Source organism: Paenibacillus solanacearum (genome assembly GCF_910593845.1).
GTDB lineage: Bacteria > Bacillota > Bacilli > Paenibacillales > NBRC-103111 > Paenibacillus_G > Paenibacillus_G solanacearum.
Map to the genome: position 1 here is coordinate 42,716 of NZ_CAJVAS010000030.1, position 26,814 is coordinate 69,529.

At 58.7% G+C, this 26,814-nt stretch carries 24 protein-coding genes; 8 read left to right on the plus strand and 16 right to left on the minus strand.

The features are described 5' to 3' along the window. Positions 1 to 4: 4 nt before the first annotated feature. Together galE and KXG62_RS24190 are read right to left on the minus strand one after the other, a co-directional pair. Positions 5 to 991, minus strand: coding sequence for a UDP-glucose 4-epimerase GalE (gene galE, locus KXG62_RS24185; RefSeq protein WP_218094591.1), 987 nt, complete (start codon positions 989 to 991; stop codon positions 5 to 7). A 79-nt stretch (positions 992 to 1,070) separates the two neighbouring features. Further along, on the minus strand, positions 1,071 to 2,243 hold the full coding sequence (locus KXG62_RS24190) for a galactokinase (protein WP_218094592.1): 1,173 nt from the start codon (positions 2,241 to 2,243) through the stop codon (positions 1,071 to 1,073). Positions 2,244 to 2,465: 222 nt separating this feature from the next. Here KXG62_RS24190 and KXG62_RS24195 point away from each other — a divergent pair, with 222 nt between their 5' ends. Then, complete coding sequence (locus KXG62_RS24195; protein ID WP_218094593.1) at positions 2,466 to 3,344, plus strand: AraC family transcriptional regulator; 879 nt, start codon at positions 2,466 to 2,468, stop codon at positions 3,342 to 3,344. A 15-nt stretch (positions 3,345 to 3,359) separates the two neighbouring features. On the opposite strand, the gene KXG62_RS24200 is transcribed toward KXG62_RS24195, so the two are convergent. After that, entirely contained in the window at positions 3,360 to 5,465 is a 2,106-nt protein-coding gene (locus KXG62_RS24200; protein ID WP_218094594.1) for a sensor histidine kinase, read from the minus strand. A 114-nt stretch (positions 5,466 to 5,579) separates the two neighbouring features. Here KXG62_RS24200 and KXG62_RS24205 point away from each other — a divergent pair, with 114 nt between their 5' ends. Next, complete coding sequence (locus tag KXG62_RS24205; RefSeq protein ID WP_218094595.1) at positions 5,580 to 6,272, plus strand: response regulator transcription factor; 693 nt, start codon at positions 5,580 to 5,582, stop codon at positions 6,270 to 6,272. Here the strand turns inward: KXG62_RS24205 and rluF are convergent. Further along, positions 6,262 to 6,984 carry a 23S rRNA pseudouridine(2604) synthase RluF gene (gene rluF / locus KXG62_RS24210; RefSeq protein ID WP_218094596.1) on the minus strand — a complete coding sequence of 241 codons (723 nt, stop codon included), beginning with the start codon at positions 6,982 to 6,984 and terminating at the stop codon, positions 6,262 to 6,264. The genes KXG62_RS24205 and rluF overlap by 11 nt on opposite strands. A 171-nt stretch (positions 6,985 to 7,155) precedes the next feature. On the opposite strand from rluF, the gene KXG62_RS24215 reads away from it, so the two are divergent. Both KXG62_RS24215 and KXG62_RS24220 read left to right on the plus strand, forming a co-directional pair. After that, positions 7,156 to 7,614: a hypothetical protein gene (locus KXG62_RS24215; protein ID WP_218094597.1), complete on the plus strand. Its 459-nt coding sequence runs from the start codon at positions 7,156 to 7,158 to the stop codon at positions 7,612 to 7,614. 209 nt (positions 7,615 to 7,823) lie between these two features. Further along, a complete protein-coding gene (locus tag KXG62_RS24220) occupies positions 7,824 to 10,601 on the plus strand; it encodes a transglycosylase domain-containing protein (RefSeq protein ID WP_246627614.1) in 2,778 nt (925 codons plus the stop codon). Between the two features lie 100 nt (positions 10,602 to 10,701). Here KXG62_RS24220 and KXG62_RS24225 read toward each other — a convergent pair whose 3' ends face one another. After that, positions 10,702 to 12,036 carry an MFS transporter gene (locus KXG62_RS24225; protein ID WP_218094598.1) on the minus strand — a complete coding sequence of 445 codons (1,335 nt, stop codon included), beginning with the start codon at positions 12,034 to 12,036 and terminating at the stop codon, positions 10,702 to 10,704. Positions 12,037 to 12,214: 178 nt separating this feature from the next. Further along, positions 12,215 to 13,531 (minus strand): ABC transporter substrate-binding protein, encoded by a 1,317-nt coding sequence (locus tag KXG62_RS24230; RefSeq protein WP_218094599.1) that lies wholly within the window; start codon positions 13,529 to 13,531, stop codon positions 12,215 to 12,217. 235 nt (positions 13,532 to 13,766) lie between these two features. Between KXG62_RS24230 and KXG62_RS24235 the strand changes: the two genes are divergently transcribed. Continuing rightward, positions 13,767 to 14,882: a LacI family DNA-binding transcriptional regulator gene (locus KXG62_RS24235; protein ID WP_218094600.1), complete on the plus strand. Its 1,116-nt coding sequence runs from the start codon at positions 13,767 to 13,769 to the stop codon at positions 14,880 to 14,882. Between the two features lie 177 nt (positions 14,883 to 15,059). Here KXG62_RS24235 and KXG62_RS24240 read toward each other — a convergent pair whose 3' ends face one another. The 3 genes from KXG62_RS24240 to KXG62_RS24250 all read right to left on the minus strand — a co-directional run bounded on the left by KXG62_RS24240 (position 15,060) and on the right by KXG62_RS24250 (position 18,267). Then, complete coding sequence (locus KXG62_RS24240; protein WP_218094601.1) at positions 15,060 to 16,157, minus strand: endo-1,4-beta-xylanase; 1,098 nt, start codon at positions 16,155 to 16,157, stop codon at positions 15,060 to 15,062. Positions 16,158 to 16,330: 173 nt separating this feature from the next. Beyond that, positions 16,331 to 17,581 carry a CynX/NimT family MFS transporter gene (locus tag KXG62_RS24245; RefSeq protein ID WP_218094602.1) on the minus strand — a complete coding sequence of 417 codons (1,251 nt, stop codon included), beginning with the start codon at positions 17,579 to 17,581 and terminating at the stop codon, positions 16,331 to 16,333. Next, positions 17,581 to 18,267 (minus strand): FadR/GntR family transcriptional regulator, encoded by a 687-nt coding sequence (locus KXG62_RS24250; protein WP_218094603.1) that lies wholly within the window; start codon positions 18,265 to 18,267, stop codon positions 17,581 to 17,583. Before KXG62_RS24250 ends, KXG62_RS24245 begins: the two co-directional genes overlap by 1 nt. 155 nt (positions 18,268 to 18,422) lie before the next feature. Here KXG62_RS24250 and KXG62_RS24255 point away from each other — a divergent pair, with 155 nt between their 5' ends. Together KXG62_RS24255 and KXG62_RS24260 are read left to right on the plus strand one after the other, a co-directional pair. Then, the gene (locus tag KXG62_RS24255; RefSeq protein WP_218094604.1) at positions 18,423 to 18,575 is read left to right on the plus strand and encodes a hypothetical protein; all 153 of its coding nucleotides are present in this window, start codon (positions 18,423 to 18,425) and stop codon (positions 18,573 to 18,575) included. Between the two features lie 38 nt (positions 18,576 to 18,613). Next, on the plus strand, positions 18,614 to 18,766 hold the full coding sequence (locus KXG62_RS24260; RefSeq protein ID WP_218094605.1) for a hypothetical protein: 153 nt from the start codon (positions 18,614 to 18,616) through the stop codon (positions 18,764 to 18,766). A 134-nt stretch (positions 18,767 to 18,900) separates the two neighbouring features. On the opposite strand, the gene KXG62_RS24265 is transcribed toward KXG62_RS24260, so the two are convergent. The 3 genes from KXG62_RS24265 to KXG62_RS24275 form a co-directional block, all read right to left on the minus strand. Continuing rightward, positions 18,901 to 19,908 carry a hypothetical protein gene (locus KXG62_RS24265; protein WP_218094606.1) on the minus strand — a complete coding sequence of 336 codons (1,008 nt, stop codon included), beginning with the start codon at positions 19,906 to 19,908 and terminating at the stop codon, positions 18,901 to 18,903. A 164-nt stretch (positions 19,909 to 20,072) separates the two neighbouring features. Next, positions 20,073 to 20,966: a helix-turn-helix transcriptional regulator gene (locus tag KXG62_RS24270; RefSeq protein WP_218094607.1), complete on the minus strand. Its 894-nt coding sequence runs from the start codon at positions 20,964 to 20,966 to the stop codon at positions 20,073 to 20,075. 176 nt (positions 20,967 to 21,142) lie between these two features. Continuing rightward, positions 21,143 to 21,676, minus strand: a complete 534-nt coding sequence (locus KXG62_RS24275) for a hypothetical protein (RefSeq protein ID WP_218094608.1) — start codon at positions 21,674 to 21,676, stop codon at positions 21,143 to 21,145. Positions 21,677 to 21,839: 163 nt separating this feature from the next. Here KXG62_RS24275 and KXG62_RS24280 point away from each other — a divergent pair, with 163 nt between their 5' ends. Beyond that, a complete protein-coding gene (locus KXG62_RS24280; protein ID WP_218094609.1) occupies positions 21,840 to 21,992 on the plus strand; it encodes a hypothetical protein in 153 nt (50 codons plus the stop codon). Positions 21,993 to 22,136: 144 nt separating this feature from the next. Here KXG62_RS24280 and KXG62_RS24285 read toward each other — a convergent pair whose 3' ends face one another. The 4 genes from KXG62_RS24285 to KXG62_RS24300 form a co-directional block, all read right to left on the minus strand. Further along, on the minus strand, positions 22,137 to 22,709 hold the full coding sequence (locus KXG62_RS24285) for a DNA-deoxyinosine glycosylase (RefSeq protein WP_218094610.1): 573 nt from the start codon (positions 22,707 to 22,709) through the stop codon (positions 22,137 to 22,139). After that, complete coding sequence (locus tag KXG62_RS24290; protein ID WP_218094611.1) at positions 22,693 to 23,592, minus strand: DMT family transporter; 900 nt, start codon at positions 23,590 to 23,592, stop codon at positions 22,693 to 22,695. Before KXG62_RS24290 ends, KXG62_RS24285 begins: the two co-directional genes overlap by 17 nt. A 132-nt stretch (positions 23,593 to 23,724) precedes the next feature. Next, positions 23,725 to 25,707, minus strand: coding sequence for a methyl-accepting chemotaxis protein (locus KXG62_RS24295; protein ID WP_218094612.1), 1,983 nt, complete (start codon positions 25,705 to 25,707; stop codon positions 23,725 to 23,727). A gap of 266 nt (positions 25,708 to 25,973) precedes the next feature. Continuing rightward, the gene (locus KXG62_RS24300) at positions 25,974 to 26,597 is read right to left on the minus strand and encodes a histidine phosphatase family protein (RefSeq protein ID WP_218094613.1); all 624 of its coding nucleotides are present in this window, start codon (positions 26,595 to 26,597) and stop codon (positions 25,974 to 25,976) included. Positions 26,598 to 26,814: the final 217 nt, after the last annotated feature.

The following is a 26,814-nucleotide window of genomic DNA, read 5'->3' on the forward strand; positions in this document are numbered from 1 at the left end:
CGTTTTACTTGTCGTAGCCGTTCCGGTGGGCCTGGTGCCACTTCCAGGCGGAAGCGATGATCTGCTCCATGCTGTCGCGCTTCGGCCGCCAGCCCAGCTCGACGCGCGCCCGTTCCGACGAAGCGATCAGCGTCGCAGGGTCGCCGGCGCGGCGCGCCTCGATCACTGCCGGAATCGGATGTCCAGTCACGGCACGGGCGATCTCGATCACCTGCTTCACCGAGAAGCCGGTGCCGCTGCCGAGGTTATAGATGGCGCTCTCGCCGCCAGCGCGCAGCTTCTCTACCGCCAGAATATGGGCGTCGGCCAGATCGGTGACATGAATGTAATCGCGGATGCATGTGCCGTCCGCCGTCGCATAGTCGTCGCCGAACACCGAGATGTGCGCACGCTGCTCTAATGCGACCTGCAGCACGAGCGGCACCAGATGCGTCTCCGGCGAATGGTCTTCGCCGATGCGCCCGCTTTCGTGCGCACCCGCCGCATTGAAGTAGCGCAGCGACACGTATTTGATGCCATGGGCCGTGTCGAACCAGCGCATCATTTTTTCCATCGCCAGCTTCGTTTCGCCGTAGGCGTTCGTCGGGAGCGTCCGGTCGGTTTCCTGAATCGGCACGTTCTCCGGCTCGCCGTACGTCGCCGCCGTCGACGAGAATACGATCTTCTTCACGCCGTACGCATTCATCTTCTCAAGCAGGCACAGCGTGCCGTATACGTTGTTATGATAATATTTGCCCGGATTTTGCATGCTTTCGCCGACGAGCGAGTTCGCCGCAAAGTGAATGACGGCGTCAATCTCGTTTTCCCTGAACACCGTATCGAGAAAATCGGCGTCCCGCAGATCGCCGGCATACAGCTTGCCGCCGAGCAGCGCATCGCGATGTCCTTGCTGCAGATTGTCGACGACAACGACCTGCTCCCCTTTGGCAAGCAGCTCCGCCACCGTATGCGAGCCGATATATCCCGCTCCGCCTGTAACCAAAATCGCCATATCCATCACGCCTTCCGTCTCATTATCGTTTTGCCGCTGTGGACAGCGGCTTTATCGTACAGAACGTCCGTCCTTCGGTCTAAGCAAGCTCCGCCACGCCGTCGCCGATATCGCATACGTAAAAGTCCGGCGTCAGTCCGGTCTTCTCTTTGTATACGCGGCCGACCTCATCCTTGAACCGCTCGATGCTGTCCTCGTGCACAAGGGATACGGTACAGCCGCCGAAGCCCGCTCCGGTCATGCGCGAGCCGAGCACGCCGGGGACGGCCAGCGCCGCTTCCACCATCGTGTCCAGTTCGAGGCCGGTCACTTCGTACAGATCGCGAAGCGAGTCATGCGAGCCGATCATCAGCTGGCCGAATGCGGCCAAATCCCCCTGCTCCAACACCTTCATCGACTGCAGCACGCGGTCGATCTCTTCCACGACGTGCTGGGCGCGCCGGCGCACCGTCTCGTCTTGGATCAGATGCTTCGACTCGGTGAACTGCGCCAGCGACAGCTGACCGAGCAGCGTCAGCTCCGGATAGCGCGCCTTCAGATCCTGCACCGCCTGCTCGCACTGCGCGCGTCTTTCGTTGTACTTGGAGTCGACGAGCCCGCGCTTCTTGTTCGTATTGCCGATCACGAGCCGGTACGCGCCGCTTTGGAACGGCACATGCTTGTATTCGAGCGTGTCGCACATCAGCAGGATCGCATGGTCCTTCTTGCCCATCGCCACCGCGAACTGATCCATGATGCCGCATTTGACGCCGATGAACTCGTTCTCCGTCTTTTGTGCGAGCAGCGCGATATCCACTTTATCCGCCGGATGTCCTTCCAGCGTCAGCAGCGCGAACGCCGTCACCACTTCAATTGATGCGGAGGAGGACAAGCCCGAGCCGTTCGGAATCGCTCCGCTGTAGAGCAGATCGTAGCCGCCTACGGACAGATTGCGGTTTTGCAGCTCGCGGATTATGCCCTTCGGGTAATTCATCCATTCGTCTTCTGAACGATACGTCATCTCTTGAATGGAAATATGTTTGCGCAACGGGAAGTTCGTGGAGGCAAAGCCCACCTGGCCGTCGTCCCGTTTGCGGGCGAGCAGCGTCGTGCCGAACGTCAACGCCGCCGGAAAGACATAGCCGCCGTTGTAATCCGTATGTTCGCCGATCAGATTGACGCGGCCCGGCGCGTGAAATACGTGTACCGGGTGGTCGCCGGATGCTCCGTAATACTCCTTGAACGTTTGCTGCAATGCTTGAATGTCTGCCATAACCTCGGTCACCTCGTCGATTGGTTTGTTGGGCTTACGATTGCCGATGAACGCGTAATATGTATGTCATGATGTAAAGTATATCTTGCGTTTCCTATATTCACTATGGAACGATGTAATTCCTGCATGGAAAAATGTTAGATTTTCCGTTTATTGCGATCCGTCCGTTCATGATATACTCGGTGTAACGAATGAAATCCTGTAACAAAGGAGCCGCGCGCTATGTCCACTCCTGCATCGCCCAAACGCCCGGAAAGCTATTACGTCGTCTCGAACCCGAAGCCCGGTACCGCCTCCGTGCGGCTGAGCGTGCTGTTCTCCGGCCACAGCCAAACAAAGCCCGGGCACAGGCCCGGGCCGAAAATCGTCGACTATTACTTGCTGCACCATATCGTATCCGGAAAAGGCGTCTACACCTGCCACGGCCGCACGTACGAGCTCGGCGCCGGCGACAGCTTCCTGATCGAGCCCGGCAAGCTGATCAACTACATGGCCGATCTGGAAGACCCGTGGCACTACCGCTGGATCGCCTTCGAGGGGGAGGAGGCCGCCACCATGCTGCGGGACGTCGGGCTGAGCTCCGAGCAGCCGATCGTGCACACGGGGAAAAAACGCCATATCGCCGTGCTCTTTCACCAGGTACAGAGCGCCTTCCAATCGCGTGGTCCCGGCTCCAATCTGAGGGCCAACGGCTGCCTCCAGCTGCTGCTGGCCGAGTATGCCGATGCGCTGATGCCGCAGCAAAAAAGCGCGCCGGAGCAAACGTCCGGTGGCGATCAGGTCGTGCAGCAAGCGCTGAACTACTTATCCGCGCAATATGCCGAGCCGATCACCATCGAGCTGATGGCGGGGGCGCTCGGCTACAATCGCGCTTACTTATCCACGCTGTTCAAGCGGCACACCGGGCTGACGCCCGTCACCTTCCTGCTCCGGCTGCGGCTCGACAAAGCGCGCCATTTGCTGCGAGAACGGCCCGAGCTGACGGTCGAGCAGATCGCTTCCTCCGTCGGCTTCCAGGACCCGCTCTACTTCTCGAAGCAGTTCAAGCGCCACTACGCCATCGCGCCGACGGATTACCGCAGCTCGCTGTTCAAGCGATAAGCGCCGGCGATAGGTTTACGCATCGGGCCTCGACAGCGGCAGCATAAACGCGAGGCACGCGCCCTGCCCGACGCGGCTCTGCGCCCAGATGCGCCCGCCGTGGTAATCGATAATTTCCTTGGCGATCGCAAGTCCAAGACCGCTGCCGCCACCCGCGGTATTACGCGTCTTGTCCTTTTTGTAGAAGCGGTCGAAGATGTGGGGCAAATCTTCCGGCTCGATGCCCGAGCCGTTGTCCTTCACCTGCACGACCAGCGAGTTCCCGTCCAGGATGATGTCGAGCTGGATCAGCCCGCCCTGCGGCGTATGCTTGACCGCGTTGTAAATGATGTTCGTCAGCACCTGGTCGATCCGGTTCAAGTCGATGTAGACGACGCCCTGCCCGTCCGCCTTGGACTGAAGCTCGTACGTCTCCGATTCGAAGCGCAGCCCGGCGCCGACGACTTCCAGCTCGTACCGCTCCTGGAAATACCGGATGAACTCGCCCGTCGTGATCGGCTGGATGTCGAACTCGAGCTGGCGCGCCTCAAGCTTGGACAGCTGGAACAAGTCGCTGATCAGCCGGTTCAAGCCGGTAATGCGCGCATAGATCAGCTTCAAATATTTTTGCTGCTGCTCGGGCTGCGACACGACGCCGTCAATCAGCGCTTCGACATATCCTTGAATGAGCGTCATCGGCGTGCCGAGGTCATGCGAAATATTGCTCAGCAAATGCCGGCGCGACGTTTCCATCCGGGCCAAATTCTCGTTCATATGCTCGAGACTGCTGTTAAACCGCTCCAGCTCCGCCGTACGCTCCCGAATTTTTTGCTCGAGACCGATATTCATTTCGCGCATTTGGCGCGACAGCGTCTCGACCGCCATGAACGCTTTGGCCGATTTGGAGCTGATCACAAACGACGTCATGAATACGCAGAACAGCAGGCCGAACGACGACACTTCCCCCAAGGAGAGCAGCTGGTTGTAATATAAAATGTCGACTCCGATCGTGACCGCATACATGCCTGCGCCCGTCACCGCAAACAAAGCCCCTTCCCGTCCATGCAGCAGCGCCTGAATGAGGCACGCCATCAAATAGACGCATACCAGCACCGTCATCGCTTGATAAGCCGGTGGGCCGTACGTGAACCAGGGCGGCGGCAGCAGCAGCGAAGCCGCGAACAGCAGCGCAACCCATTGGATCATGCGGATGACGCGGCGGCTTGTTTCCTGCGGATAGAGCGAATGAACGAACAGCGCAATGGCCGGCACGGCGAGATAAAAGCACAAGTACTCGATTCGCAGTGCGGAAAGCCACGCGAATCCGGGCATGAAGTAATACGCGATGCCCTCCCCGACGAAAGCGGCGCGAAGGCCGGTCAGCAAGCAGAACCCTCCGAAGTACAGAGAGCCCCTTTCTTTGCGCCGCAGAATGAAGTTGACGATGTAATGCAAGCCCATCGCAAACAGGCTGCCGACAATAATGGTGTCCAACGCCGCGCCCTTACGGATGTGCCAGTCGATCTGATCGGCGGTTCCGATCAGCAGCGGGTTCCATATGCCGCCTAGCCGGTGATCGTAATTCGATACCTGAATGACGATGTCGACGGATCGGCCGTTGTTATGGAAATTGACAGCCTTGGGCGTATACTTCGCCAGCGCGTTGTGCGGGGTTTCGCCGACCTTGCCGCTGGAGGTTACCTCTTCGCCGTTCACCCACAGCCGGTAAGCGGTGCGAATATACGGAACCTTGATCGACAGAATCGGCGTCGGGTCGTTCAGCTCGATCCGCAGACGGTACGTCCCGTAGCCGCTGCCGCCGATCTGATCGTTCCCGTCCAGCCCGTTCCACGACCCCGGCTGCACAATCTTCCCGGGGGACGGAGCGCCGCTTCCCGCCAGCTCCTGCGGCGTCAGCAGCAGCTGCCAGTAAAAGTCCCACTCCCCCTTCAGCGCAAGGATACCCTGCTGCTCGAAACGGTAGCCCCCGAGCGGCATAAACCCGCCCGCGGCGCGAAGGTTCGGGCTTTCTCCCGAATCCTGCCGATCGCCGCAGCCGGACAATGCGAGACTTAATAAAACTATGGCGAAAACTGTCGTCAAACCTTTATAATAGAGATACAATTTGGAAATCGGTACCACGTTCTTTCCATATTACGTCAAATGTTTCGTCGTATTAATCTTACCGCAAACCGCTTGCTTTGGATACGGAAAAAAACGGACTGCCTTGCTGCAAAGCCTGATGGAGGGTATGAGATGCCTGGAGAAAAAATTTTGCTTGTCGACGATGAAGCAGAAATTGTTGAATTGATCAGCTTATACTTGAAGAAAGAAGGGTACGAGGTGCTCTGCTCCAACAACGGGGCCGAAGCGCTGGAAATGGCCAAGGAGCACCGTCCCGACCTGGTGATTCTGGACATTTCGCTGCCCGGTATGGACGGCATCGAGGTGTGCCGCCAGCTTCGCAAATCATTCAGCACGCCTATCCTGTTTCTGAGCTGCAAAAGCGATGATATGGACATTATCCTCGGATTCAGCATCGGCGGAGACGATTATATTACGAAGCCGTTCAGTCCGGGACAGCTGGTCGCCCGCGTGAAGGCTCATTTGCGCCGCAGTCATTTGATGGAACAGCATAAGGAGGATTCGCAGCATCTGTATTTTCCCGGCCTCGAGGTCGATCTGATCAGCCGGACCGTGAAGGTGGACAGCGTCATCGCCCCGCTCTCGTCCAAAGAGTTCGATCTGCTGCTGCATTTGGCCAAATCGCCAGGCAAGGTGCTCCCGCTGGAGCAGCTGTACAAAATGACCTGGGGCGTGGACAGCAACGGAGATACGAGGACGCTGCTGGTACATATCAGCAATCTGCGCAAAAAAATCGAAACGAATCCGGCCGAACCGAGATACGTGCAAACCGTTCGAGGGGTCGGCTATAAATTCAACGGCTAGCTTCCGGACGGGAGTCCGGATCATGGCCCGTCAGCGCCAGCAGGCCGGCCATCTCTTCCCGGGTCAAGTCGCGCCACTTCCCCGTCGGCAGCCCGGCCAGCTTCACGTTCATGATGCGCACTCGCTTGAGCCGCCGCACTTCATACCCGAAGGCGGCGCACATTCGGCGAATTTGCCGGTTCAGACCCTGCGTCAGAACAATGCGAAACACCCGCTCGTCCATTTGATGTACTTTGCACGGGTTCGTCATCGTACCGAGAATTTTGACGCCGCCGGCCATTCCTTGCAGAAACACGGGCGTCACCGGCTTGTCCACCGTAACGATATATTCCTTCTCATGCCCGTTCTCCGCACGCAATATTTTGTTGACGATATCCCCGTCGTTCGTCAGAAAGATAAGCCCTTCGGAATCTTTGTCGAGGCGCCCGATCGGAAAGATGCGTTCCTTGTGCCCGACAAAGTCAACGATATTGCCCCGCACATGGCGCTCCGTCGTGCTGGTGATGCCCACCGGCTTGTTCAGCGCAATATACACGTGGCTCTTGTGCTCGCCCACGAGCCGCCCGTCCACCCGTACTTCGTCGCCTTCCTCCACTTGACTGCCGAGCTCGGCTCGTTTCCCGTTAATCGTAATGCGCCCGGCCTCAATCCATTTATCGACTTCTCTACGGGAGCACATGCCCGTTTCGCTTATATATTTGTTAATTCTCATTCGTTTCCACTCCGCACTTGAATTGAATTATTCCGCTTTCATTATAGCATGCGCCGGATATGATTCAAAAAATAAAGCCCGCGCGTTTCAGGCTTGTCCTCAGCGGGTAATGAAATGGTACACCGGTGCCTTGGGCATTCGGTGCAATAAGGAGTCGAAGGAGTGTTACCGATGAATCGAAGAAAAACGCTGCCGACGATCACTAAGCCGTTTGCTCATGTACACAGCACCTTAACCGCGCTGGGCTTCTCAGAAATGCCATGCAAGGAAGGAACGCTATATGAACTGACATTCCATGACGCCTCGACACTCCAGCAATATCCGTACCGCATTCCTACGCAAACGATGGAGAACGGCCAGACGGAAGTGCATTTGCCGGAAGCCGGATTTTGCGGCAAGCAGACCGTTCCGGAGTCGGCCGAAGCCGCAGCCGCCGAACTGCTGGTCGAAGTGCATCAATATCTTGAGAACAGGCAGGACAAGGAACCTTCGCCGCCTATCGACCAAGTGATGAACGGGAAGATGGCCAATAATGAAGCCGAAGTGAAAAGGCTCGGAAAGGTGATGGCCAGTATGCCCACGAACAGCGAGCTGCGCAAAAACGGCCTGGTCCCCGACCCGATCCAGTAATATTGTCAAAATTGACGAGTCAAGCCCCGGCCGGTCGCAGCGGTTCGCGGGCTTTTTGCTTTCCGGCTTCGGTTTTTGGCGTGTCAACCTGCACAAAATCGCCCGGCCCCGCGAATACGTTAACGAGAGACGAATTTCTTCGATAACGATACAGGCAACAGGCGTCATGCATTCGTTGATATAGAAGCGATTCGCCAGAGAGGGGTCGTATGGAAATGACAGGAGCGCGGTTTCTGGATTGGATACTGCGGCGACATCAAACAGGCGGCGGGAAGCCGTCCGGGGCGCACGGCGCGGAAACGGCGCGTGGCGGCTATGCCGGAGACGAGCGTGACGGCTCGCTGGAGCGCGGTACACGGTCTGCAAGCGGGACGCGGGAAGCAGACGCTCCATGGCGCAAACGCAGCGGGCTTGATGACGCAGGCGGGAGCTGGACGCGGATGGGCAGCGAGGATGGGCGGCCAGCGGGCGCAGCCCAGGCGAATGCCGCGAAGCAAGCGATGCAGGCCAGCCGGGCTGCCTGGGGCAAAGCCGGGGCCACGGCATACCCGGCGCACAGCGCAAGCGAGCGCAGCGGCGGGCGGCACGCGGGCACGGGCGCCCCGGAGCAGGCGCAGGCGGATTGCCGGGCAGACGCGGCGGCACGCGAGGCCACGGCGGGGACGGCATCGCGCGAGGCGCCGGAGGGACGCATCGCGGACACAGCGGCGGCATACGAGGCTGCCGTGGGCGGTGGCCTCGTAACGCCGATCGGTGGCACCGCGGAGAAGCCAATGCGCGAAGAAGCCGCGGTGGGCGCTCCACGTCAGGAGCAGGCACAGGCGGGTCGCCGTGCTGGCGCGACGGCGCGCGGGGCCGCGGCGGGCCGCGCAACGGGGACGGCGGCGCACGAAGCCGCCGTGGGCGGCGGCTCGGACGCGCGTATGCCTGCTTCCGGCGCAGATGACGCGCCGCGACCTGGCGGGCGTGGCAAACAAGCGCGCTCCTGGCGGCGCCCGCTGCTGGGCGTCGTCGTGCTGCTGATAATCGCCAGCGCCGCCGGTCTCGGCCTCGGCGCAAAGTGGGTTCAGGCGCTCGACATCAGCAAGCTGGAGCATCCGCTGCCGGAGTCATCGCTCGTTATGGACGCGAGCGGCAAGCCGGTGTCGCAGCTGTCCTCCTCGAAGATCACGCCGGTGCGGCTTGACCAAATACCGCTCGACCTGCGCAACGCGGTGATCGCCGTGGAAGACCGCCGCTTTTACGACCATGCCGGATTCGATCTATTATCGATCGGCCGGGCGATCGTACGCGACGTGAAGACGGGGTCGCTCAAGGAAGGCGGCAGTACGATCACGCAGCAGCTCGCCAAAAATTTGTTTCTGGATTCGGATAAGACGATGAGCCGCAAGTTCAAGGAGCTCGGCTATGCGATCAAAATCAATTTCACATATTCCAAAGACGAAATATTGGAGCTGTATCTCAACAGCATCTACTTCGGCGAAGGACGATGGGGCGTCGAAGGCGCGGCACAGCAATATTTCGGCAAGCCGGTAGAGAAGCTTACGCTTCCCGAAGCGGCGATGCTCGCGGGTCTTCCGAAAGCGCCGACGGCGTACTCGCCCTACCGTAATCACGATAAGGCGCTCGAGCGGCGCAATCTGGTGCTGTCGCTGATGAAGGAGCAAAGCTTTATAAGCGATGCCGCCTATGCGCAAGCGATCGCTACCCCGATAGAGCTGAAGACGAATAACGGCGAATCGCTCAAAGGAAAGCACCCTGGCTACGTCGATCACGTGATGGATGAAGCGGAAAAGCTGTACGGGTTCACAGAGCAGCAAATCCTTACCATGGGCCTGCGCATCTATACGTCAATGGATGAAAAGGTGCAGCAGGCGGCGGAAGAGGTGTATGCGAATGACGCATTGTTCCCCGAGAGTCCGGCAGATCAGCTGCTCCAGAGCGGCATCGCGATCATCGACCACCGCGCCGGAGGCATCCGCGCCATCGTCGGAGGACGCGGCCAGCAAGTATACCGCGGCTTCAATCATGCGACCGAGCTGAAGCGGCAGCCAGGTTCGTCGTTCAAGCCGCTCGCCGTGTACGGCCCTGCCTTGGAGCGCGGCTATACGCCCGATTCGATGCTATACGACGGCGACCTCGATATCGCCGGCTACCGGCCCAAAGACTGGGATGGCCGCACGCGCGGGCAAGTCTCGATGCGCGAGGCGCTCAAAAGCTCTTGGAACATACCGGCGGTCTGGCTGCTGAACGAAATCGGAATCGATACGGGGATCGATTTCGTTGGACGGGCGGGCATCGCGCTCCCGAAGACCGACCGCAGCCTGACGATCGCGCTCGGCGGATTGTCCGAGGGCGTCTCGCCTCTGCAGATGGCGCAAGCCTACGGGGCCATCGCAAACGAAGGCGTGCTGCATCAGGCGCGCGCCATTACGAAAATTACGACAAAGGACGGCCACACGCTGGTCGAAGCTGCACCGGCGGCGGCGCAACTGACAACGCCGACAGTCGCCTATACGCTGACGACGCTGCTGCAGGACGTCGTCGCTGCAGGCTCAGGCCGGGTGGCGGCGCTAAGCGACCGGCCCGTGGCGGGGAAGAGCGGCACGACGCAGCTGCCGGCGACGGCGGAGTTCGCCGAGATCGGCTCGGGCGGCTCGAAGGACGCCTGGTTCGTCGGCTTCACGCCGGAGCTGACCGCCGCCGTCTGGCTCGGCTACGACAAGACCGACCGGAAGCATTACCTCACTACCTCGGGCGGTGCGGTCCCGGCCCAGCTGTTCAAGGAAGTCATGACCCGCTCGCTGAAGGATGTGCCGCCATCGGCGTTCCCGGTACCGGAAGAAGTGCGCCAAGCCATGGAACAAGCGCAGCGGCAAGCCGCCGAACAGCAGCGCAACAAGGTTGGCGGCGGCAACGGCAATCACAAGCCGAGCTTGAAGGACTTGTGGCCCTTCAACAAAGGGAAGAAGAAAAACGACGATTGATGCGCTGCAAGCCCATGTTCTGCGGCTTGACGTTTACGGCACGTAAAGACATAAAAAGGACGTTCCTCCGCTCCAAAGCGAGAGAACGTCCTTTTCCATGTTACGAAGCTTTCGCTTCCGACTTGACTCGGCTTCCTTGCATGAACAAAAAAGCGGTCGAAGCGAGCGCAGCCAGACTGACGATAAAGCCGTACAAAAACAGCCGGTGCATGCCGGTCATGAAATTCGGCGCCGCCGTCAGCAGTGCGCCCATAATCGTCACGCCGACCGCCGTTCCGATGTTGCGCGCAAACACCTGCAGCGAGGTGGAAATCCCTTTCTGATCGGCGGCCACAAGCTGCTGGGCGCCGATGACGGATACGGTAATGAGCAATCCGTAAGCCAGGCCTTGCAGCGTCATGACGAGGCTCACGTACCAGAAGCCCCCCGTATCCGGCAAAAACAGCAGCAGCAGACCGGAAACGGATAAAATCGCGTTGCCGATCACAAGCAGCCTGCGGTAGCCGTATCGGAGAATCCACTTGCCGCCGTACATCCCCATTGAAATCCACCCGACCGACATCCAGATCAGCGCAAAGCCGCTGACATACAGCGAATAGCCGTGGTTTTGCAGGTAGTACGGGATATAGCTCGACGTGCCGAATAAGGCGGCGCACGTCAGAAAGGCGTTCAAAATCATCCAGGCGATCGAGCCGTTCTGCAGCAGCCCCATCGGCACGATCGGCGACGGATGCCGGCGTTCGTTGCGGACAAACAAGATGAGGCAGAGCAGGCCTGCCGCCGTGCAGTATACATACCCGCCGCTCACGACCGTATTGGCCAGCAGCAGCGCGATCCCTACGCCGAACAGCGCCGAGCCCATATAATTGATGCGGCTTTGTTTGGCCTGATACACGTCCTTGTACGGAATGAGCAGCAGCAGCGACGCGATGCAAATCGGTACGTTGATGTAAAAAATCCAGCGCCAGTTCAGCTGCTCCAGGAAGAAGCTGCCGAGCAGCGGCGCCAGCACCGCCGACAGCCCCCACATGGCAGTGAAGAACGCCTGGATTTTGCCACGCGCTTCAATCGAAAACAAATCGCCCGCGATAATGGCCGGGAACGCGATCATCGCGCCTGCGCCAAGTCCCTGTACCGCCCGGTACAGCACAAGCTGCACCATCGTATTGGCCGTACCGCACAGTACCGAGCCAAGCATGAAGATCACGATGCCCACGGCGAGCACCTTTTTCCGGCCGAACAAATCGGATGCTCTGCCGCTGATCGGCGTGACGACCGTGCATAAAATCATGTAAGAAGCGAAGCTCCAGGCATACAGCTTGACGTTGCCGAGCTCGTCGGCAATCAAGGGCATCGTGGTGTTCATGATCGTGGTGTCCATCGACGAAATGAGCACGGCAAGCACAATGCTGGCCATAACAGCCAACCGGTTCATACGTATTCCTCCTCTGGCAATATGACCCCATCGTTCCATAATGCATCATCGGCCGCAATACCGTCAATACGTTAGCGAGCGCCGGATGCCGATCCGGTAAATAGTAAAAATCCCGGCGCCGGCGCCGGGACGATGGTTGAAGCATGTATGGATATCATGTTTTGCCGGTTTACGCTTACTATTTTTGCTTCGCCTTTTCCGCTGCAATTTCTTTATTAAACGTCTCGTCGGCCGCACGAAGCGCCGTATTCAGATCTTTCTCGCCGGCCAGCACGTTTCGCACTTCCGTTTCGAGAATGCCGATCCCTTTTTGCTGTAAATTTTGCAGCAGTCCGGCCGCTCTCGGCGGGATTTCTTTGCCGTACTGGTACTTGAAATAAGCGCCGATATTTTTCCCTTTAAGCAGCGGATCGTTCTCTTTGAATACTTTCATCCACGTATCGCTCATTTTCAGCGCGGGGATAATGCCGTCCTTCGCGGCATGAATTTGCCGTTCCTCGCTGGTCAAATAGGCGATAACCTCGAAGACGTCGTCCTTGTGCGCGCTCGTCTTCGTGATGAAATTGTATCTGGCGCTGACCGGCGTACCGACGCCCGGCGCATCCGCATAGGTCGGCATCGAGACGATATCGAAGTTGAATTGCCAGTTCGACGTGTCCTGCGGAAATAATTGCATCGCGGACAGCCCTTTCGGGAACAAGTTTTTCAGCTCCTCGCTCGCCGCCGCCTGCTTCGTAAGCGTGATGCCCGGCAAGGTGTAGAAGCGCAGCATGTTGTCCAGCAGCTTTTTCCACTGGTCGTTGTTGATGCTCGCCTTCTCTTCCTGCGCGCTGAGCGTGGAATAGCCGTACGGGTTTTGGTACAGCAGCAAATCGTGGTACCTGTCGCTGTAGCCGTAATACTGCACGCCGTCGACGGTGCGCGTCATCGTTTTCGCAATATCATATACCTGGTCCCAAGTCATGCCGTCCTTCGGGTAAGCGACGCCGAACTTGTCGAACAAGTCCTTGTTGTAGTACAGCACCGTCCGGCTTTCGTCCAGCGGCAGGCCGATCGTCTTCCCGCCGGCATTCACCTTCATCGCGTCAATGAGACTCGGGTTCAGCTTCGACAAGTCATAGCGGTGCTTCTGAATGAGGGGCGTGATGTCTTCCGCTAATTCGAATTTCATCATCGTGTCTTCGATCGTTTTTTTGGAGCCGATGATCACGTCGGGTACGGTTCCCGCCGTCACGAGCTCGCTGATGAACTGGCCTTTTTGCGGAACGATCGCTTTGGCCGTCACATGCGGAAATTTAGCCTTGAGCGGCTCCTCGTAATACTTGGTGAAATCCTTTTGCGACATCGAATACAAGTAAAACGAAATTTCGACCGGTTCCTTTGGTTTGCCCGGGTCGGCGGACGGCGCTGCGCCCTCTTTGCCCGTTGTGGCGCAGCCGGATAAAGCGGAACAAGCGATCAGTAGCGAGACGGAAATCATAGCCGGTTTTTTCAAAACAAAAGCCCCCTTTTGTTCAGCGAAAAGTTTACGAAAACGTTTTAGTAAACCCATTATAATTCATGTACCCCTCGTTTGTAAATGCTTTCATTAGCAAAAGGCATCACTTTTATCAAACGATGCACAGCCGCTCGTTTCCGCCGCCCCGGCTTGACCTTGCAGCCCGGATGGACGCATAATGGGTCACAAGAACTGCTCACGCAGATGCGATACGGAAATGGGGTTACATGGCATGACGATGACGATCAAAGATATCGCCCGCATGGCCGGCGTCTCGGTCTCCACGGTATCGAAGTGCATTAACAATTATGGCGACATCGGCGAAGAAACGCGGCGCAAAGTGCTTGCGATCATGGAAGAAACCGGATTCAAGCCTAGTTTTTCCGCGCGTTCGTTAATTTCCAAGCGCACGCATATGATCGGCGTCATCTTCGGGCATCACGTCAATTACGACTTCTCTCACCGGTACTACACGGAAGTGCTGAACGCGTTCAAGCAGGCGATCGGCGTGCTCGGCTACGACATGCTGCTGTTTAGCAACGAACGGTTTCAGCCGCAGGGCGAAGATTATTTGGCGCGGTGCCGCCATTATAAAGTCGACGGCTGCCTGATTTTCGCCGCGAACGATATTGCGGACGCCATCAAGAGCCTGGACCGCAGCGAAATTCCGTGCGTCGGCATCGACCTGACGCTGCTCGGCGAAAGCTCCGCCAGCGTCCGGCAAGACAACACCGCGGCCGGCGCCGCCGCGGCGGATCATCTGCTCGACTGCGGGCACCGGCAGATCGGGTATATCGGCTCGCGCTATGCCGAGCCCGTGTACCGCTACCGCGAGAGCGGCTTGCGGCAGGCGATGGAGCGCCGAAGCATCCCCGTGCAGGACGACTGGATCGTCTACGCCGGCCATCAGCAGGAGCAGGACGGCTATGAGGCCGCCCGCCTGCTGCTTGAGTGGGGCGAGCTGCCGACCGCGCTGTTCGCGGGCTCCGACCTGCTCGCCTTCGGCGCGATCCGGGCGCTGAAGGAAGCCGGCGTCGCCGTACCAGAGCGCGTCTCGGTCATCGGCTGTGACAATATCGAAGCGTGCCGGTTCATCGTTCCGCCGCTGACGACGCTCGAGCCGGGCAAGCAGTTTATCGGCCAGCAGGCGGCTCAGCTGCTGCACGAGCTGATCGAGCGGCGAGAGAAGGCGGCGAAAGGCTCGCCTGCTCCCATTCCCGCTCCTGCCAGCTCCTCGGCAGCCGGCTCCGGCGCAGGCGCCGCTACCGCGCAGAGCCGCAACGTCATTCTCGTGCAGTCGAAGGTCGTTGTCCGCGGAAGCGTTGCGCCGCCGCCTGAGCCGGTATAGCGCGTGGGCCGCGCCGCGACCTAAAATGGACTTGTGGCTTGCGGCGCACTAGCCCCCCGTTGCCAACCAAACAAGACCTGTCCGTTCGAACGCCATCGCGCTTCGGTCGGACAGGTCTTGCTTTTTCACCCGGAAAGACGCACCGAATCTACCCCGCAGGGGCAGCATCCGGCCTCATTACCGCTTCAGCACGTCCGTGACTGCCTGGTAGGCCGGCTTGGGGCGGAACTGCTCGTCAAGCAGCAGCGGCCGCTCCTTCGGGTCCTGCTCCTTCAGATACGTATACTTGTCGCCGACCCCCCACGTGACGAAGGCGGTGCAGTTCGCTTCCTTCAGGCAGGCCGCCAGCGTCCCGGCGTATACGTCCGCCTGCCGCTTCATTTTATCGTCCGGCGTGTTGTCTTTGTTGTCGTTCACCTTCACGTCCATCTCCGTAATTTGCACCTGCAGCCCCAGCGCTCCGAGCCTTTGCAAGTTTTGCTTCATCTTGTCCGGCGACGCATAGTTCATCGTGCGGACATGCATTTGCCAGCCGATGCCGTGAATCGGCACCTGCCTGCTGCGAAAATCGCGCGCCATCTCGTAAATACGGTTCGACTTCACAGACATGCCCTCATTCGTGTAGTCGTTGTAATACAGCAGCGCGTCCGGATCGGCTTCGTGCGCCCAGCGAAACGCAAGCTCGATATATTCCGGCCCGATCACCTTATGCCATATATTGTCCCGGTACGAGCCGTCATCGTTGAACGCTTCGTTCACGACGTCCCAGACGGCGATCTTCCCTTTATAGCGGGACACCACCGTCTGGATATGCTCCTTCAGGACCGCCTTGAGCTGTTCTTTATCCCACTGCCCTTCCTCCACCCACTTGGGCAAGGAGCGGTGCCAGACAAGCGTATGCCCGCGTACGGTAATGCGGTGCTCGGCGGCGAACGCCATCAGCTTATCGGCGTTGTCGAACGTGTAGCGGTCTTTTTCCGGATGCAGGCGCATAAACTTCATGTCATTTTCCGGCGTCAGCATGTTAAAGTGCTCGGCGACCGCCTGCCGGTAAGCCGCATCCTTGGAGAACGGGTCGTAATTAACCGCCGCGCCGACATAAAACCCGCGCTTCTCGGCCATTTGGCGAAGCGTCGGTGCCGTCTCTTGATCGCTTGCGGCTCCCGCCGGTTGGACGCCCTCCTCCTTCACTGTTCCGCCGTTCGCCGAGGCGCAGGAAGTGAGCGCAACGAAGGTGAGCAGCATCAGGCAAATGCCGCCGACTTTGGATCCCATGGAATGTGAAACCTCCCCGATATGAATTTACTAAAACGTTTTCGTTGGTATCATTATATCGCAACTTCTTCGTCTGTACATACGATTTTATTATATTTCTGCTCCGTGAACATCGTAAAAAACCGTCCGGAACCTTCTCCGAACGGTTTCTATCCCTGTATCCTCGCGCGATTTCAGCCTTCAACATACCGGTTTCGCGCCGAGCCTAATCCGAACACCAGCAAGAGGACCCCGACCGCAAGCAAAACCACCAGCGGAACAGTCCACCCCTGCGTGGCATCGTGCAAATAACCGAATAGCGTCGGTCCTACGGCTGCCAGCAAGTAGCCGACGGACTGGGACATCCCCGACAGCTCCGCCGCGCCCTGGGCCGTTCTCGTGCGAAGCCCGAAAAACATCATGGCCAAGCTGAAGGAGCAGCCGGCGCCGACACCGACCAATATGGCCGACACCACGACGATACTCCGGTACCCCAGCAAGAGGCCCCCGACACCGATCAAAAGAACCGCTGCCGTCAGCAGCACGAGCGGAACTTGGCTTTTCATCCGTCCGGCCCAGATCGGCACGAGGAAGGAGATCGGAAGCAGCGCCAGCTGCATCATGGACAGCGTCCAGCCCGCCGCGCTCAAGGTCATGCCGTACGACTGCAAAATACCCGGCAGCCAGGCGACGATCACATAAAATACGAGCGATTGCAGGCCCATAAACAATGCAACCTGCCATGCAAGCGCAGAGCGCCACAAATTCGTTCGGCCCGGGCCCGCCGCAGCCTGCGCGGATGCCGATGCTGATAAGGCGGCGGATTGCCGCTTATGCCCGCCGCGGATTTGCGGAATCCAGCATAAGACGGCAAGAACCGCCGGAAACGCCCAGACACCCAGCGCGCCATTCCAGCCAAGCCCCAGCTGCTCAAGCTGCTTGGCCAGCGGGACGCTGATCCCGGAGGCGATGGCGCCGCATAAATTCATCGCAACGGAATAGACGCCGATCATGACGCCGATTTTATGAGGAAACTTCTCTTTGATCAGACTTGGCATCAGTACGTTGCACACCGCAATCGCCATGCCGAGAATAACCGTCCCGGTCAGCAGTGCGCCCTCACCGGCCGCCGACCGCAGCGCAATGCCGGCAGCCAGAAGCATCATGGCGAAAAACAGCACGGCAGGCGCACCGAACCGGCGAGCCAGCCTCGGAGCCAGCGGAGAGAGAAGCGCAAAGGCCAGCAACGGCAGCGTCGTAATCATGCCGGCAATCGTATTGGAGATGCCCAGGGCACTCCTGATTGTGCCTACCAGCGGTCCTACGGACGTGAGCGGCGCCCGTAAATTCGCGGCAATCAAGATCATTCCTATGACAAGCACCCAGCCTTCGGCAATAGGCACCGTTTTTTCTCCCGAAAGCGGCTTAACTCTTATGGATTCCATTAAACTTCACCTGCTTCTATCGCTTTTTTCATTTCGTCAATATGCTGCTGCACCGCTTGATCTGCCGCATCCGGGTCATTCCGAACAATCGCCTCTACGAGATGAATGTGTTTGTTCATCGGCAGCCCGCGGCCGAAGGTCTTTTCCGAAAGCAGCGTGATCGATTCCTGTATCGCTTCGGTGATATGACCGTACAGCTCCATCAGTATCGGGTTGCCCGACGCTTCCACGATTGCCAGATGCAATTTCATGTCGGCCGCAACGTAGCGCAGTTTATCGCCTTCCGCGGCGAGCGCGTTGCATTCCCGATAGCAGTTCATAATCCGCTCCGCGTCCTCTTCGGTGCGCCGTTCCGCCGACAGCCGCGCGGCTTCCCGCTCCAGCGCATAGCGGACCTCCAATGTATCCAGCAGGCTCGATTTGTGCACCCGCCGCTGAATGGCCACCCCCAGCGTGCTGTTGGAGCAGACGTATGTGCCGTCTCCCTGCTTCGCAAATAATACGCCGGCATGACATAAAGCCTTGATGCCTTCGCGCAGCGTATTGCGGCTGACGTTCAGCTCGGCGACCAGCTCCGGCTCGGGCGGTATTTTGCCCCCTACGGGCCACTGGCCGCTTTCGATCAGCGCCTCGATTTGAATGATTACTTGATCGACCAAACTGTAGCGAGTCGTCTTCTTCAACATCTAATAAACCTCCAAACATCGGATGATTGGTTATTAAATTATAAAGTTGACTATAGCACATATTTGGCAGCGTGAACAGAGGTCTGGCGATATTAACTATGGCCGCAATGGGGAAAACTGGGGATGTCGTTGGCCATGCGAAAGGAGGGATTCCGATGAACATCCATACCGAACGTTATGAAATCGCCCGGCTGAACGAGGAAGCTTCCGCCCTCGACGTCATTAAAGAGGCGGAAAGCAAAATTGCCCGACTGACCGGAAAGAACGTAACCTTGATCGCCTACGCCGAAACGGAACAAACGAAATAGCAGCCCTAAACTTGCAGTCGAAAAGGCGGTGAATGGACATGACTGATGATAAGGAAAAGCACGAACCGACGATCGCTCCCGGCATGAATACGCATGATCCGCTGGAGGAAAAGGCGACGGAAGAAGAGGTGAGCCGCAACGACTCGACTTCCGTGACCCGATTGTATGTCGACCGTACGCCTGAAGACTAAGGATCGCGGCATGAAAAAACCGTCCGCAGCACACCCGGTGCCCACGGACGGTTTCATCTATTTAGCGTTTTGCGCTTCTCTCTTGCTCGCCGGATTCACCGGAGCATCGAGCGGATCGCGGCTCGGCCGCCGCATCAATCGTCATGATCGTGATCGTCATGCCCTCTTCCTTTGCTCTTCCCCTTGTCTTCCGGCTTTTCTTTCGGTTTCTCTTTCTCTTTTTCTTTCTCTTTCCCTTTCTCGGCACCCTTCGCCTTCGGGTCTGACTGTGTGTTCTTGCCGACAGCCGGGATAACGCCCTTCTTCGCGCCATCATTCCAGCGAATGTCGAGCTTCCAATCCGGGGAAGCGTCCTTCAGCTTAAACTCCGCGCCGAGCCGCGCTTTGAGCGCCTTCTCCCACGCAGTGCGATCGGCCGGCAGACCCGTCGTCAGCAGACGCAGCATTTGTTCCGCCTCCGCGCCGTTCAAATGAATGACCGCACGGTCCTTCGTCTGCACATAAATGTCCGCTTCGGACCCTTTATCCGTCTGCTCCTGCTTCACCTTAAGCATCAGCTCGCGGCTCTTCAGCTCCAGCGACAGCCGCTCCCACGGCCAGCCGCCCTCCGTCTTCGCCTGTGCCAGTCCCGGCGCGCCCGTCTGCGGCGCCATTTCGGGCTGGGACGGCGCTTTGGCCGCAGGCGCGGGGCTAACCGGCGGCGCTGCCGCTTCGGACTGGGACGCGCCGGACGGCTCCGCCGCCGGAGCTTCGGCGGCCGGCGCCGCCTCGGTCCCTGCGCCATCCTGCTTACCGGCGGCAGGAGCCGCAGCTTCCGGCGCAACGCTTGCGACCTTGATGTACGCCGCCTGCGACTTGCTGTTGAAGATCAGCTCCAGCGTATCACCCGGCTTCAGGCCGGATAAGCCCGCCTTTTGTCCGTTCCGGTACACCCAGACATTTTCCGCCACCGGATACGTTTTTTCCATTCCCTCGTAAGCGGCCGTCAGCTTGTTCCCGCCGTCTTCAACCCGGACGAACTGCCCTTTGGCTTCCTGCGAAATTTCCGCCGACACCGGCGTATCGCCAATCCAGGTCACCCCGTATATCAAACCGAATCCGAGCAAGCATGCCATGCACAGCCATATCCACTTTTTGACCATCCCTATCGTTCCTCCTCCATCGGCTGTTTCTGTTTTGCACCGATATGTTTGTTTTGCGAAGAGTCACTATAAGGTTCGGGCCGGCTTCCGTTTTTCAAGGGGCATCCATGGCATGGCTAAGTTTATCTTTGGTTCGCGAACCTGCGCTGTACGGGACAATTACATTACAGCCGCATGATCCTCCATTCATTCGAGAAATCCTGCTCCAGAATGATGTCCTTGCCGATCGCGTTAATCAGCAGATCCCGGTATTGAGAAGGCGACTGGCCGATCCGTTTTTTGAATATTTTCGAAAAATACGGCGTCGTCCAGCCGACATACTCCGCCACTTCCGATATCGTCAACGAAGAGAACTCGAGCATCTCCCTCGCTTTTTCCAGCCGAATCTCCTGCAAAAATTGAATCGGCGTCAGCCCGGTCTTGTCGTAAAAAATTTTGATCAAGTAGTTCGGGTTGAAACCGAAATGCCGGGACAACCGCTCGAGCGTAATTTCCGTCGAGAAATTCGCCCGCAAATATTGAACGATCGGGTCGTTCTCGTCTGCATGCATCGCGGATGAGGACGCTTCTTGATCGGAGGGCAGACGGTTCAGCAGCATCGAGACGAGCGTCCCCTTGAACCCCGCCTCGATGCGGATCGGATGAAACGCTGCCGGATTTCTCGCATGCCGGAGCGACGCCTTGTACCAATGCTTGAGCTCCGACAGCTCCCAGCCCTTGCACAGGCATACAGGCGCAGCCCCGGCCAATGCTTCGCGAACCGAAGGATCCAGCAGCCGGAATTTGAAATCGAGCGTAACCGTCTCCCCCGTAAAGCGAAAGCTGTGAGGAACGCCCTTCAAAAACAAGTAGGACGAGCCTGCCTGCACCTCGTCGACCAGATCGCCCCCGGTAATGCGGCCTTCGCCCGACAATACGACGAGGAGCTGCTCGTAATCGTCATGCCGATGCAATTCCACATGGCTGCCTGCGGCGTAATCGATCCGTGCAGTCCACAGCAGATTGAGCTGGGAGTCTCTTAATCCGTTCATTTCCATCCCCTTGGCTATAGATTTCATGTCATCCTCATCACAAAGGATAGCTCTATTTTAAAATAAATTTGCGTTATTGAACACGTTAACATTTCAGCATTGGCAAGGCCGCCCCCGTCCGTCCATTACAGTGCAAAAAAAAGACAGGGGCTCGGCGCCGCGGCCGTCCTGTCTTCTATATCGCCTATGCGCCTACCCCCGCATTACACGTGCTCCCAGCGGCTTGCAAACTGCTGCAGCCGGGGGTGGTCCGCCGCCCGGCCGCCGTCCGCGATGAGCAGACGAAGCCGCTTGATCCACGCTTCGAACGTATCGTAGCCGGCCAGCAGCTGCGCCGTCTCTCCCGTGACATACACGAAATGCGGGGATTCGTATTTCTCGTCCAAATAGCGGAACGCGGTATCCATGGGCGTATACTTTTTGCGCTTTCCTTCGAACCCGTCGATGACCCAATCCAGATCGGTGCCCGTCTCCTCCAGCATCGACTCCAGGTTGGCCGCCCGCGCATAATACGGCGATACGGCGAGCCGCTTGCCCATCCGGCGGATCGTCTCCTCGTGCAGCGGGTAGAAGACGATCTTCGCGAAGGCCCGCTTATCCGCGAGCTCCAGCAGCTGGGCCAGCTCCTGCGCCGTGAACTGCTCGAAGCTGTCGTATACCCACAGGCTGCCGCGCTCTCCTTGCTTTGTTTCCTCCGGCTGATAGCCGTAAGGCACCTTGATTTGTTCGCGTCCCATGATCAGACTCCTTTCGTCAAGTCCAAGAAACCGTTCGCTACGGTATATTATGCCTCGTCCCCCCTCGCCCATTCGGGCGCGTCCGGCTTCGAAGGAATATTTTGCGCCGTGACTGCGCATGTTACAAGGTGGAATCCGATTAGACCGGAAGGGAGGGATCCGCATGTCGGAGAATAAAAAGCATCAAGGCAATTACGAAGGCACCGCTTCCATGAAGGCGGAAAACCAGGACATGGAATTCGTCAACGATACGGTAGAAGGCGTGAAAACGACCAAAAACTTGGTGGGCGCCATCGAAAAAGAAAAGCAATCCTAAGCAGGAACAAGCCGCAGCGCGAAACGTTTCGAGAAAGATCCGTTCGCGCATGCCGTTCAAGCTTCGATGCGTTAGGAAAAAGGGCGGGCCGCCTTCGGACCCGCCCTTCTTATGTGTTCGCCTTGCTAGCGGAGCCGCCCCCCGTTACTCTCCAGCCGAGTCCGATCCGGCAATTCGCTGGCCGCCCGCGGCGAGCCAAGCGTCCCTGACCGGCTGCCATGCCTGCCGCTTGGCGGAGAGCGGCATCGCCCGTGCCGGGCTCGATGACGGCAGCGTCACGTATGCGCGGTCGTCGCCGGGAAGCCGCGGCGCCGCATAGCGGGCGAACCACTGCGCGGCGGCGCTTCCGTTGAAGAACACGTGCCGGACAGAGGGGCACCGCTCGAAAAAAGCGCGGAAGTCGTTCGCCTCCGGTCTGCGAATCGCCGAATCGAGGCTGCCCTCCCGCTCGCACGCACGAAGCACGTCCCACAGCGCTACGCCGTGTGACAGGGCGAAGCGAAGGCGCGCTTCGTAATCCGGCTCCGGCGCTCCCCCGTCCAGCAGGCCGTACAGCAGCGGCCAGAAGTGGTTGCGGGGATGGCCGTAATACTGCTGCGCCCGGAGCGACGCTTCCCCCGGCATCGAGCCGACAATGAGCAATGTGCAGCGATCCGTATACACCGGAGCGAGTCCGGTGACGAGCGGGCCGTCCGCTCCCTCATGCTTGTTCGCCATGCGACAACCCTTCCTTCACGCGGACCGTCCGCCGGATAGGCAAATTGAGCAGCAGCAGGCCGAGCATGAACACGGCTGCGCCAATGAGAATATAGACGGTAATCGGATCGCGAAAAAACAAGTACGACCACAAAATCGTGAACAGCGCGCCGCTGTTGCTGACGATGACCGCCACCGGGAACGTGACCCGCAGAAGCGCCTGAGAGAACCAATAAAAGCTGAGTCCGGTAATCAAGCCGAGCGCCAGAAGCGCGAATACCGCCGGCATATGAATGTCCCCGGTCCAATGCGCCCGTACCGGCAGCGGCAGCGCCATCAGAACGGAGCACCAGACAAACACGGAGAAGTTCATGTTCCCCGCATCCATTTCCTTGATCAGCACTTTTTGGCTCAGCACATGGAACGCCGAGCCGAACGCCGAGAGCGCGAACAGAAGCGTCGTCAGCGCGCCGCCGGACAGCAGGACCGACAGCGGCATCCCGTTCCAGCTGATGATCAGCACGCCGCCGATGCATAGCGCAGCCGCCGTCCATCCTCGGGCGGAAACCGATTCCTTCAGCCACACCGCCGAGATGAGCAGCAGAATGACCGTCTGAATCGGACCGACCAATATATTGCCGTATGAATACCCGATCGATAAAGCCAAATTTTCGAAAAAATAATTGCAGCTTTTCCCGAGCGCGCCGAGCCATATCCAGCGCAGGTCATAACGCAGCAGCACTTTGCGGTTTTTAACACCCAGAAAAAGCCCCAAGCACACGATCCCGAGAAAAAAGCGAAGAAACGTAATCGTGGCGCTGTCCACCATTGCCGACGCCGTCTTCACCAATATGCCGACAAAGCTCCAAGAGAGCGTTGCCAGCAGCAACAGCACGTACCCCATCTGCCCACCCCGATTTCCAAAAACACAAAAACATTGTAGCACACCAGGCAGCCGAGGGGGCAGTGAATTTGAATGGCAAACTGGATCCGACCTATGCCGCTGTGGCTCCGTGCTACCCACAGCGCAGCGGCGTTATATTTTGAACCGGCCTTCGGCCTGCTGCAGCTCGCCGGCGGCCTGCTTTAACGCCTCCGATTGGCCGGAAGCCTGGGCGGCAGCCGCAGCCTGGCTCTCCGTGGCCCGGGCCATGCGGGCGAGCTGCTCGGAAGCGCCGGAAGCGATGCGCGCCATCTCCTCGATGCCCGCGGTCACCTCTTCCGTGCCGGCCGATATTTCTTCCGAGGCCGAGGAAATATCCTGAATTTGCCCCGATACTTGGTGCGCCATGCCTAGAATCGTCCCGAACGAATCGCCCGCGTGCCGGACGCCGCTAACGCCCTTCTCCACCTCGGCGCTGCTCCGTTCCATCGCGTCTACCGCTTTGGCCATCGAATGGTGTATTTCGCCGATCTGCTCTTGAATTTGCTGCGCGGACCCTTCGGACTGCTCGGCCAGCTTCCGTACCTCGCTGGCGACAACGGCGAACCCTTTGCCGTGCTCTCCGGCGCGAGCGGCCTCGATCGCCGCGTTCAGCGCAAGCAGGTTCGTCTGCGACGCAATGCCGGATATGACGCCGGCCATTTCGCCGATCGCCTGCATGCGCTCGTTCAGGTGCTGAATCGCCTCGCCCACGTCCTGAGCGGACCGGCTGAGCGCCAGCATCTGTTCCGTCGCCGTCAGCGAGATCTTATGGCCCGCCTCCGCTTCCTGCACCATCGCCAGCGAAGCCTCCGTCACCTGCGAGGCGGCTTCAGCGATCCGCTGAACGCCGGAGGCCATCTCTTCCATCGCCCGGGCGCTTTCTTCCGCGCTTGCGGCTTGACTGCCCGCGCCCGCGGCCATCTGCTGCACGGTCTCTGCGATGCCGCTCGCCGCCGTCAGCGAATGGGCAGCCTGCTCCGCCAGCTGCTGCGACGTGCCGCCGACCCGGGACGATACGCCGCGAACGGCGCCGATCATCACCTGCAGATGCACGATAAAACGGTTGAATTCCCGGGACAGCCGGGCAAGCTCGTCGCTGCCCTTATCCGGCAGCCGGTACGTCAAGTCCGCTTCCTGCGAGTTCAGGTTGGCGGTCGCCGCCAGCAATCTCCGCAGCTTGCGGGCCACCGCAAGCTCCGAGAGCAGGTACAGCATCGCAAGCGTGCTTACCAGCAGCAGCGCAAGCACCGCCGCCATCGTCGCTTCCTGTCTGGCGATGAGCGCATCCGAGTCCTCCTTGGACAAAGCGACCCTTACGCCGCCCCAATGCTTGCCGCCAAACATGAGCGGGTAAGAAACATCCCATGTTTCCACGATTTTGCCTTCGAGCACCCGCGGATATTTTTGCAGCAGCACGTCGGCCGTATTTTGGTTCGCCGCCGCACGGTACCCCGTCTCGTCGTTAAATACGCGATTGGCGCGATACTTTTGGCTCAGCAGTCCCACAGCCCCCCAATCATCCTTGGACGCCTCCCCGGTGGGACTGTATGTGCTGTTGTGCGTGGCGATATACCCTGCCGCCTCGGGATTGTCGGAATACGCGGTCGCGATCGCGAACACCATCTGATCATCGGTCAGGAAACTGTCCACGACCGCTTGCCAGCGGTCATCCGTATAGGCATCGTAAGCGCTTGTATATTTCAGCTCGTACTTCGCCATCGGAATGTCGGTGCCGTTGAACAGCTTCTGCTTGCTGTCAGCATACCCCGCATCCTGCGATCGCTTGGCGGCCTCCTGCTCGCTGCCACCGACGAGCTCAAGCTTGTCATCGAACAAGCGCCGCCGCAGCTCTTCCCCGCTCAGCTTCGTGCCGTCCTTCAGCACCGCGCCGGTTTGAAAGTCCGATTCCGTGATGCTTTGCAAGCTGCGCGACAGCGAAATCGCCATCGTACGTCCCTTATCCAGCAGCTGCTGCTCGACATCCTTGCGGATTTGTGCTGACTGGTATACATACACCGCACCCATGAGCGCTATAAGCAGCAAGCTGCTGTAAATCATAAAACGGCCTGTCAAAGAATGGAGTGGATTTTTCATCGTCTAGCCTCCTGTGCGACCGTATGTCGCAAATGGTCATGGACCGTCGATATCTGTATGAATATAGCGAATTTACCCTATTTTACTATCGACTATAGGTAGAAAGATGCATTTCTTCTAGCCAAAATATGACAATTTTGTGAATACCGGATTCGGACACCGCCAGGCCTCCTTCAAAAACAAGAAGCCGCCGATCATGCCATCGGCGGCTTCTTGCGAATGCTTCGTTGAATCGGGAAGAGCGGTGCCCGTGCTTCGAGCTGCGGCTACGCCTTCGCGCTGGAACGATCGGCATCGGACGGTTCGCCCGCATCCAGATGCCGTACACAGTCGTACAGGACATATTCCCAGTGATCGTCCTTGTGCGCGATCGTCGTGACCGAAGTGTTCTTCAAATGATTGCCGGTCGACTCGTCCTGCATCAGCGCCTTTAACGTCTGTCCAAGAAAGAAGCCGTGCGTCACCACGAGCACCTTGCGTCCGGCGTACCGGACAGCCGTATCGTTAATGAAGTCCAGTCCCCGCGCACGAATTGATTCGATGCTCTCCTGACCAAGCTCAAGATCTTTCCAGTTCGGTCCCCACCGGGCGACGCGCTCTGGCTCGATCGTATTTTCCACCTGCCCGCGGTCCATCTCACGCAGCCTGGCATCATACGCCGTTATGGGCATCCCCAGCGTCTGCGAGATGATCTCCGCCGTCTGACGGGCACGCAACAGGTCGCTGGAGATGAATACGTCCCAGCTTTCTTCTGCGATCCGCTTGGCAATCGCCTCGGCCTGCTGGAAGCCCGTTGCGTTCAGCGAATTGTTCAAATGGCCCTGAGCCCGATTTTCCAGGTTATGATCCGTATTGCCGTGTCTTACAAAAGTAATTGTTGTCGTAGTCATCCGGCATAGCCTCCTTAATTATTGCTCCTGCGGCGCCGAAGCCGCTGCTTGAACGCTCCGGCGCTCCACTCCAGGATTCTTGATGTGTGATATCCGTTCGCCTCTTGCGCCACCCTCGAATCGGCGCAGCATGCCTCGCCCAGAGACCGGCATGTCTTACGCCGCCTAGAATCAAACGGAGCCGGCTCCTATTCGCATAGGGGCGGCCCCGCGTCCG

Coding starts and splice junctions, on each gene's coding strand:
- galE (WP_218094591.1), bottom strand. CDS start 991: ATGGCGATTTTGGTTACAGGCGGAGCGGGATATATCGGCTCGCATACG.
- KXG62_RS24190 (WP_218094592.1), bottom strand. CDS start 2,243: ATGGCAGACATTCAAGCATTGCAGCAAACGTTCAAGGAGTATTACGGA.
- KXG62_RS24195 (WP_218094593.1), top strand. CDS start 2,466: ATGTCCACTCCTGCATCGCCCAAACGCCCGGAAAGCTATTACGTCGTC.
- KXG62_RS24205 (WP_218094595.1), top strand. CDS start 5,580: ATGCCTGGAGAAAAAATTTTGCTTGTCGACGATGAAGCAGAAATTGTT.
- rluF (WP_218094596.1), bottom strand. CDS start 6,984: ATGAGAATTAACAAATATATAAGCGAAACGGGCATGTGCTCCCGTAGA.
- KXG62_RS24215 (WP_218094597.1), top strand. CDS start 7,156: ATGAATCGAAGAAAAACGCTGCCGACGATCACTAAGCCGTTTGCTCAT.
- KXG62_RS24220 (WP_246627614.1), top strand. CDS start 7,824: ATGGAAATGACAGGAGCGCGGTTTCTGGATTGGATACTGCGGCGACAT.
- KXG62_RS24225 (WP_218094598.1), bottom strand. CDS start 12,036: ATGAACCGGTTGGCTGTTATGGCCAGCATTGTGCTTGCCGTGCTCATT.
- KXG62_RS24235 (WP_218094600.1), top strand. CDS start 13,767: ATGACGATGACGATCAAAGATATCGCCCGCATGGCCGGCGTCTCGGTC.
- KXG62_RS24240 (WP_218094601.1), bottom strand. CDS start 16,157: ATGGGATCCAAAGTCGGCGGCATTTGCCTGATGCTGCTCACCTTCGTT.
- KXG62_RS24245 (WP_218094602.1), bottom strand. CDS start 17,581: ATGGAATCCATAAGAGTTAAGCCGCTTTCGGGAGAAAAAACGGTGCCT.
- KXG62_RS24250 (WP_218094603.1), bottom strand. CDS start 18,267: ATGTTGAAGAAGACGACTCGCTACAGTTTGGTCGATCAAGTAATCATT.
- KXG62_RS24255 (WP_218094604.1), top strand. CDS start 18,423: ATGAACATCCATACCGAACGTTATGAAATCGCCCGGCTGAACGAGGAA.
- KXG62_RS24260 (WP_218094605.1), top strand. CDS start 18,614: ATGACTGATGATAAGGAAAAGCACGAACCGACGATCGCTCCCGGCATG.
- KXG62_RS24265 (WP_218094606.1), bottom strand. CDS start 19,908: ATGGTCAAAAAGTGGATATGGCTGTGCATGGCATGCTTGCTCGGATTC.
- KXG62_RS24270 (WP_218094607.1), bottom strand. CDS start 20,966: ATGAAATCTATAGCCAAGGGGATGGAAATGAACGGATTAAGAGACTCC.
- KXG62_RS24275 (WP_218094608.1), bottom strand. CDS start 21,676: ATGGGACGCGAACAAATCAAGGTGCCTTACGGCTATCAGCCGGAGGAA.
- KXG62_RS24280 (WP_218094609.1), top strand. CDS start 21,840: ATGTCGGAGAATAAAAAGCATCAAGGCAATTACGAAGGCACCGCTTCC.
- KXG62_RS24285 (WP_218094610.1), bottom strand. CDS start 22,709: ATGGCGAACAAGCATGAGGGAGCGGACGGCCCGCTCGTCACCGGACTC.
- KXG62_RS24290 (WP_218094611.1), bottom strand. CDS start 23,592: ATGGGGTACGTGCTGTTGCTGCTGGCAACGCTCTCTTGGAGCTTTGTC.
- KXG62_RS24295 (WP_218094612.1), bottom strand. CDS start 25,707: ATGAAAAATCCACTCCATTCTTTGACAGGCCGTTTTATGATTTACAGC.
- KXG62_RS24300 (WP_218094613.1), bottom strand. CDS start 26,597: ATGACTACGACAACAATTACTTTTGTAAGACACGGCAATACGGATCAT.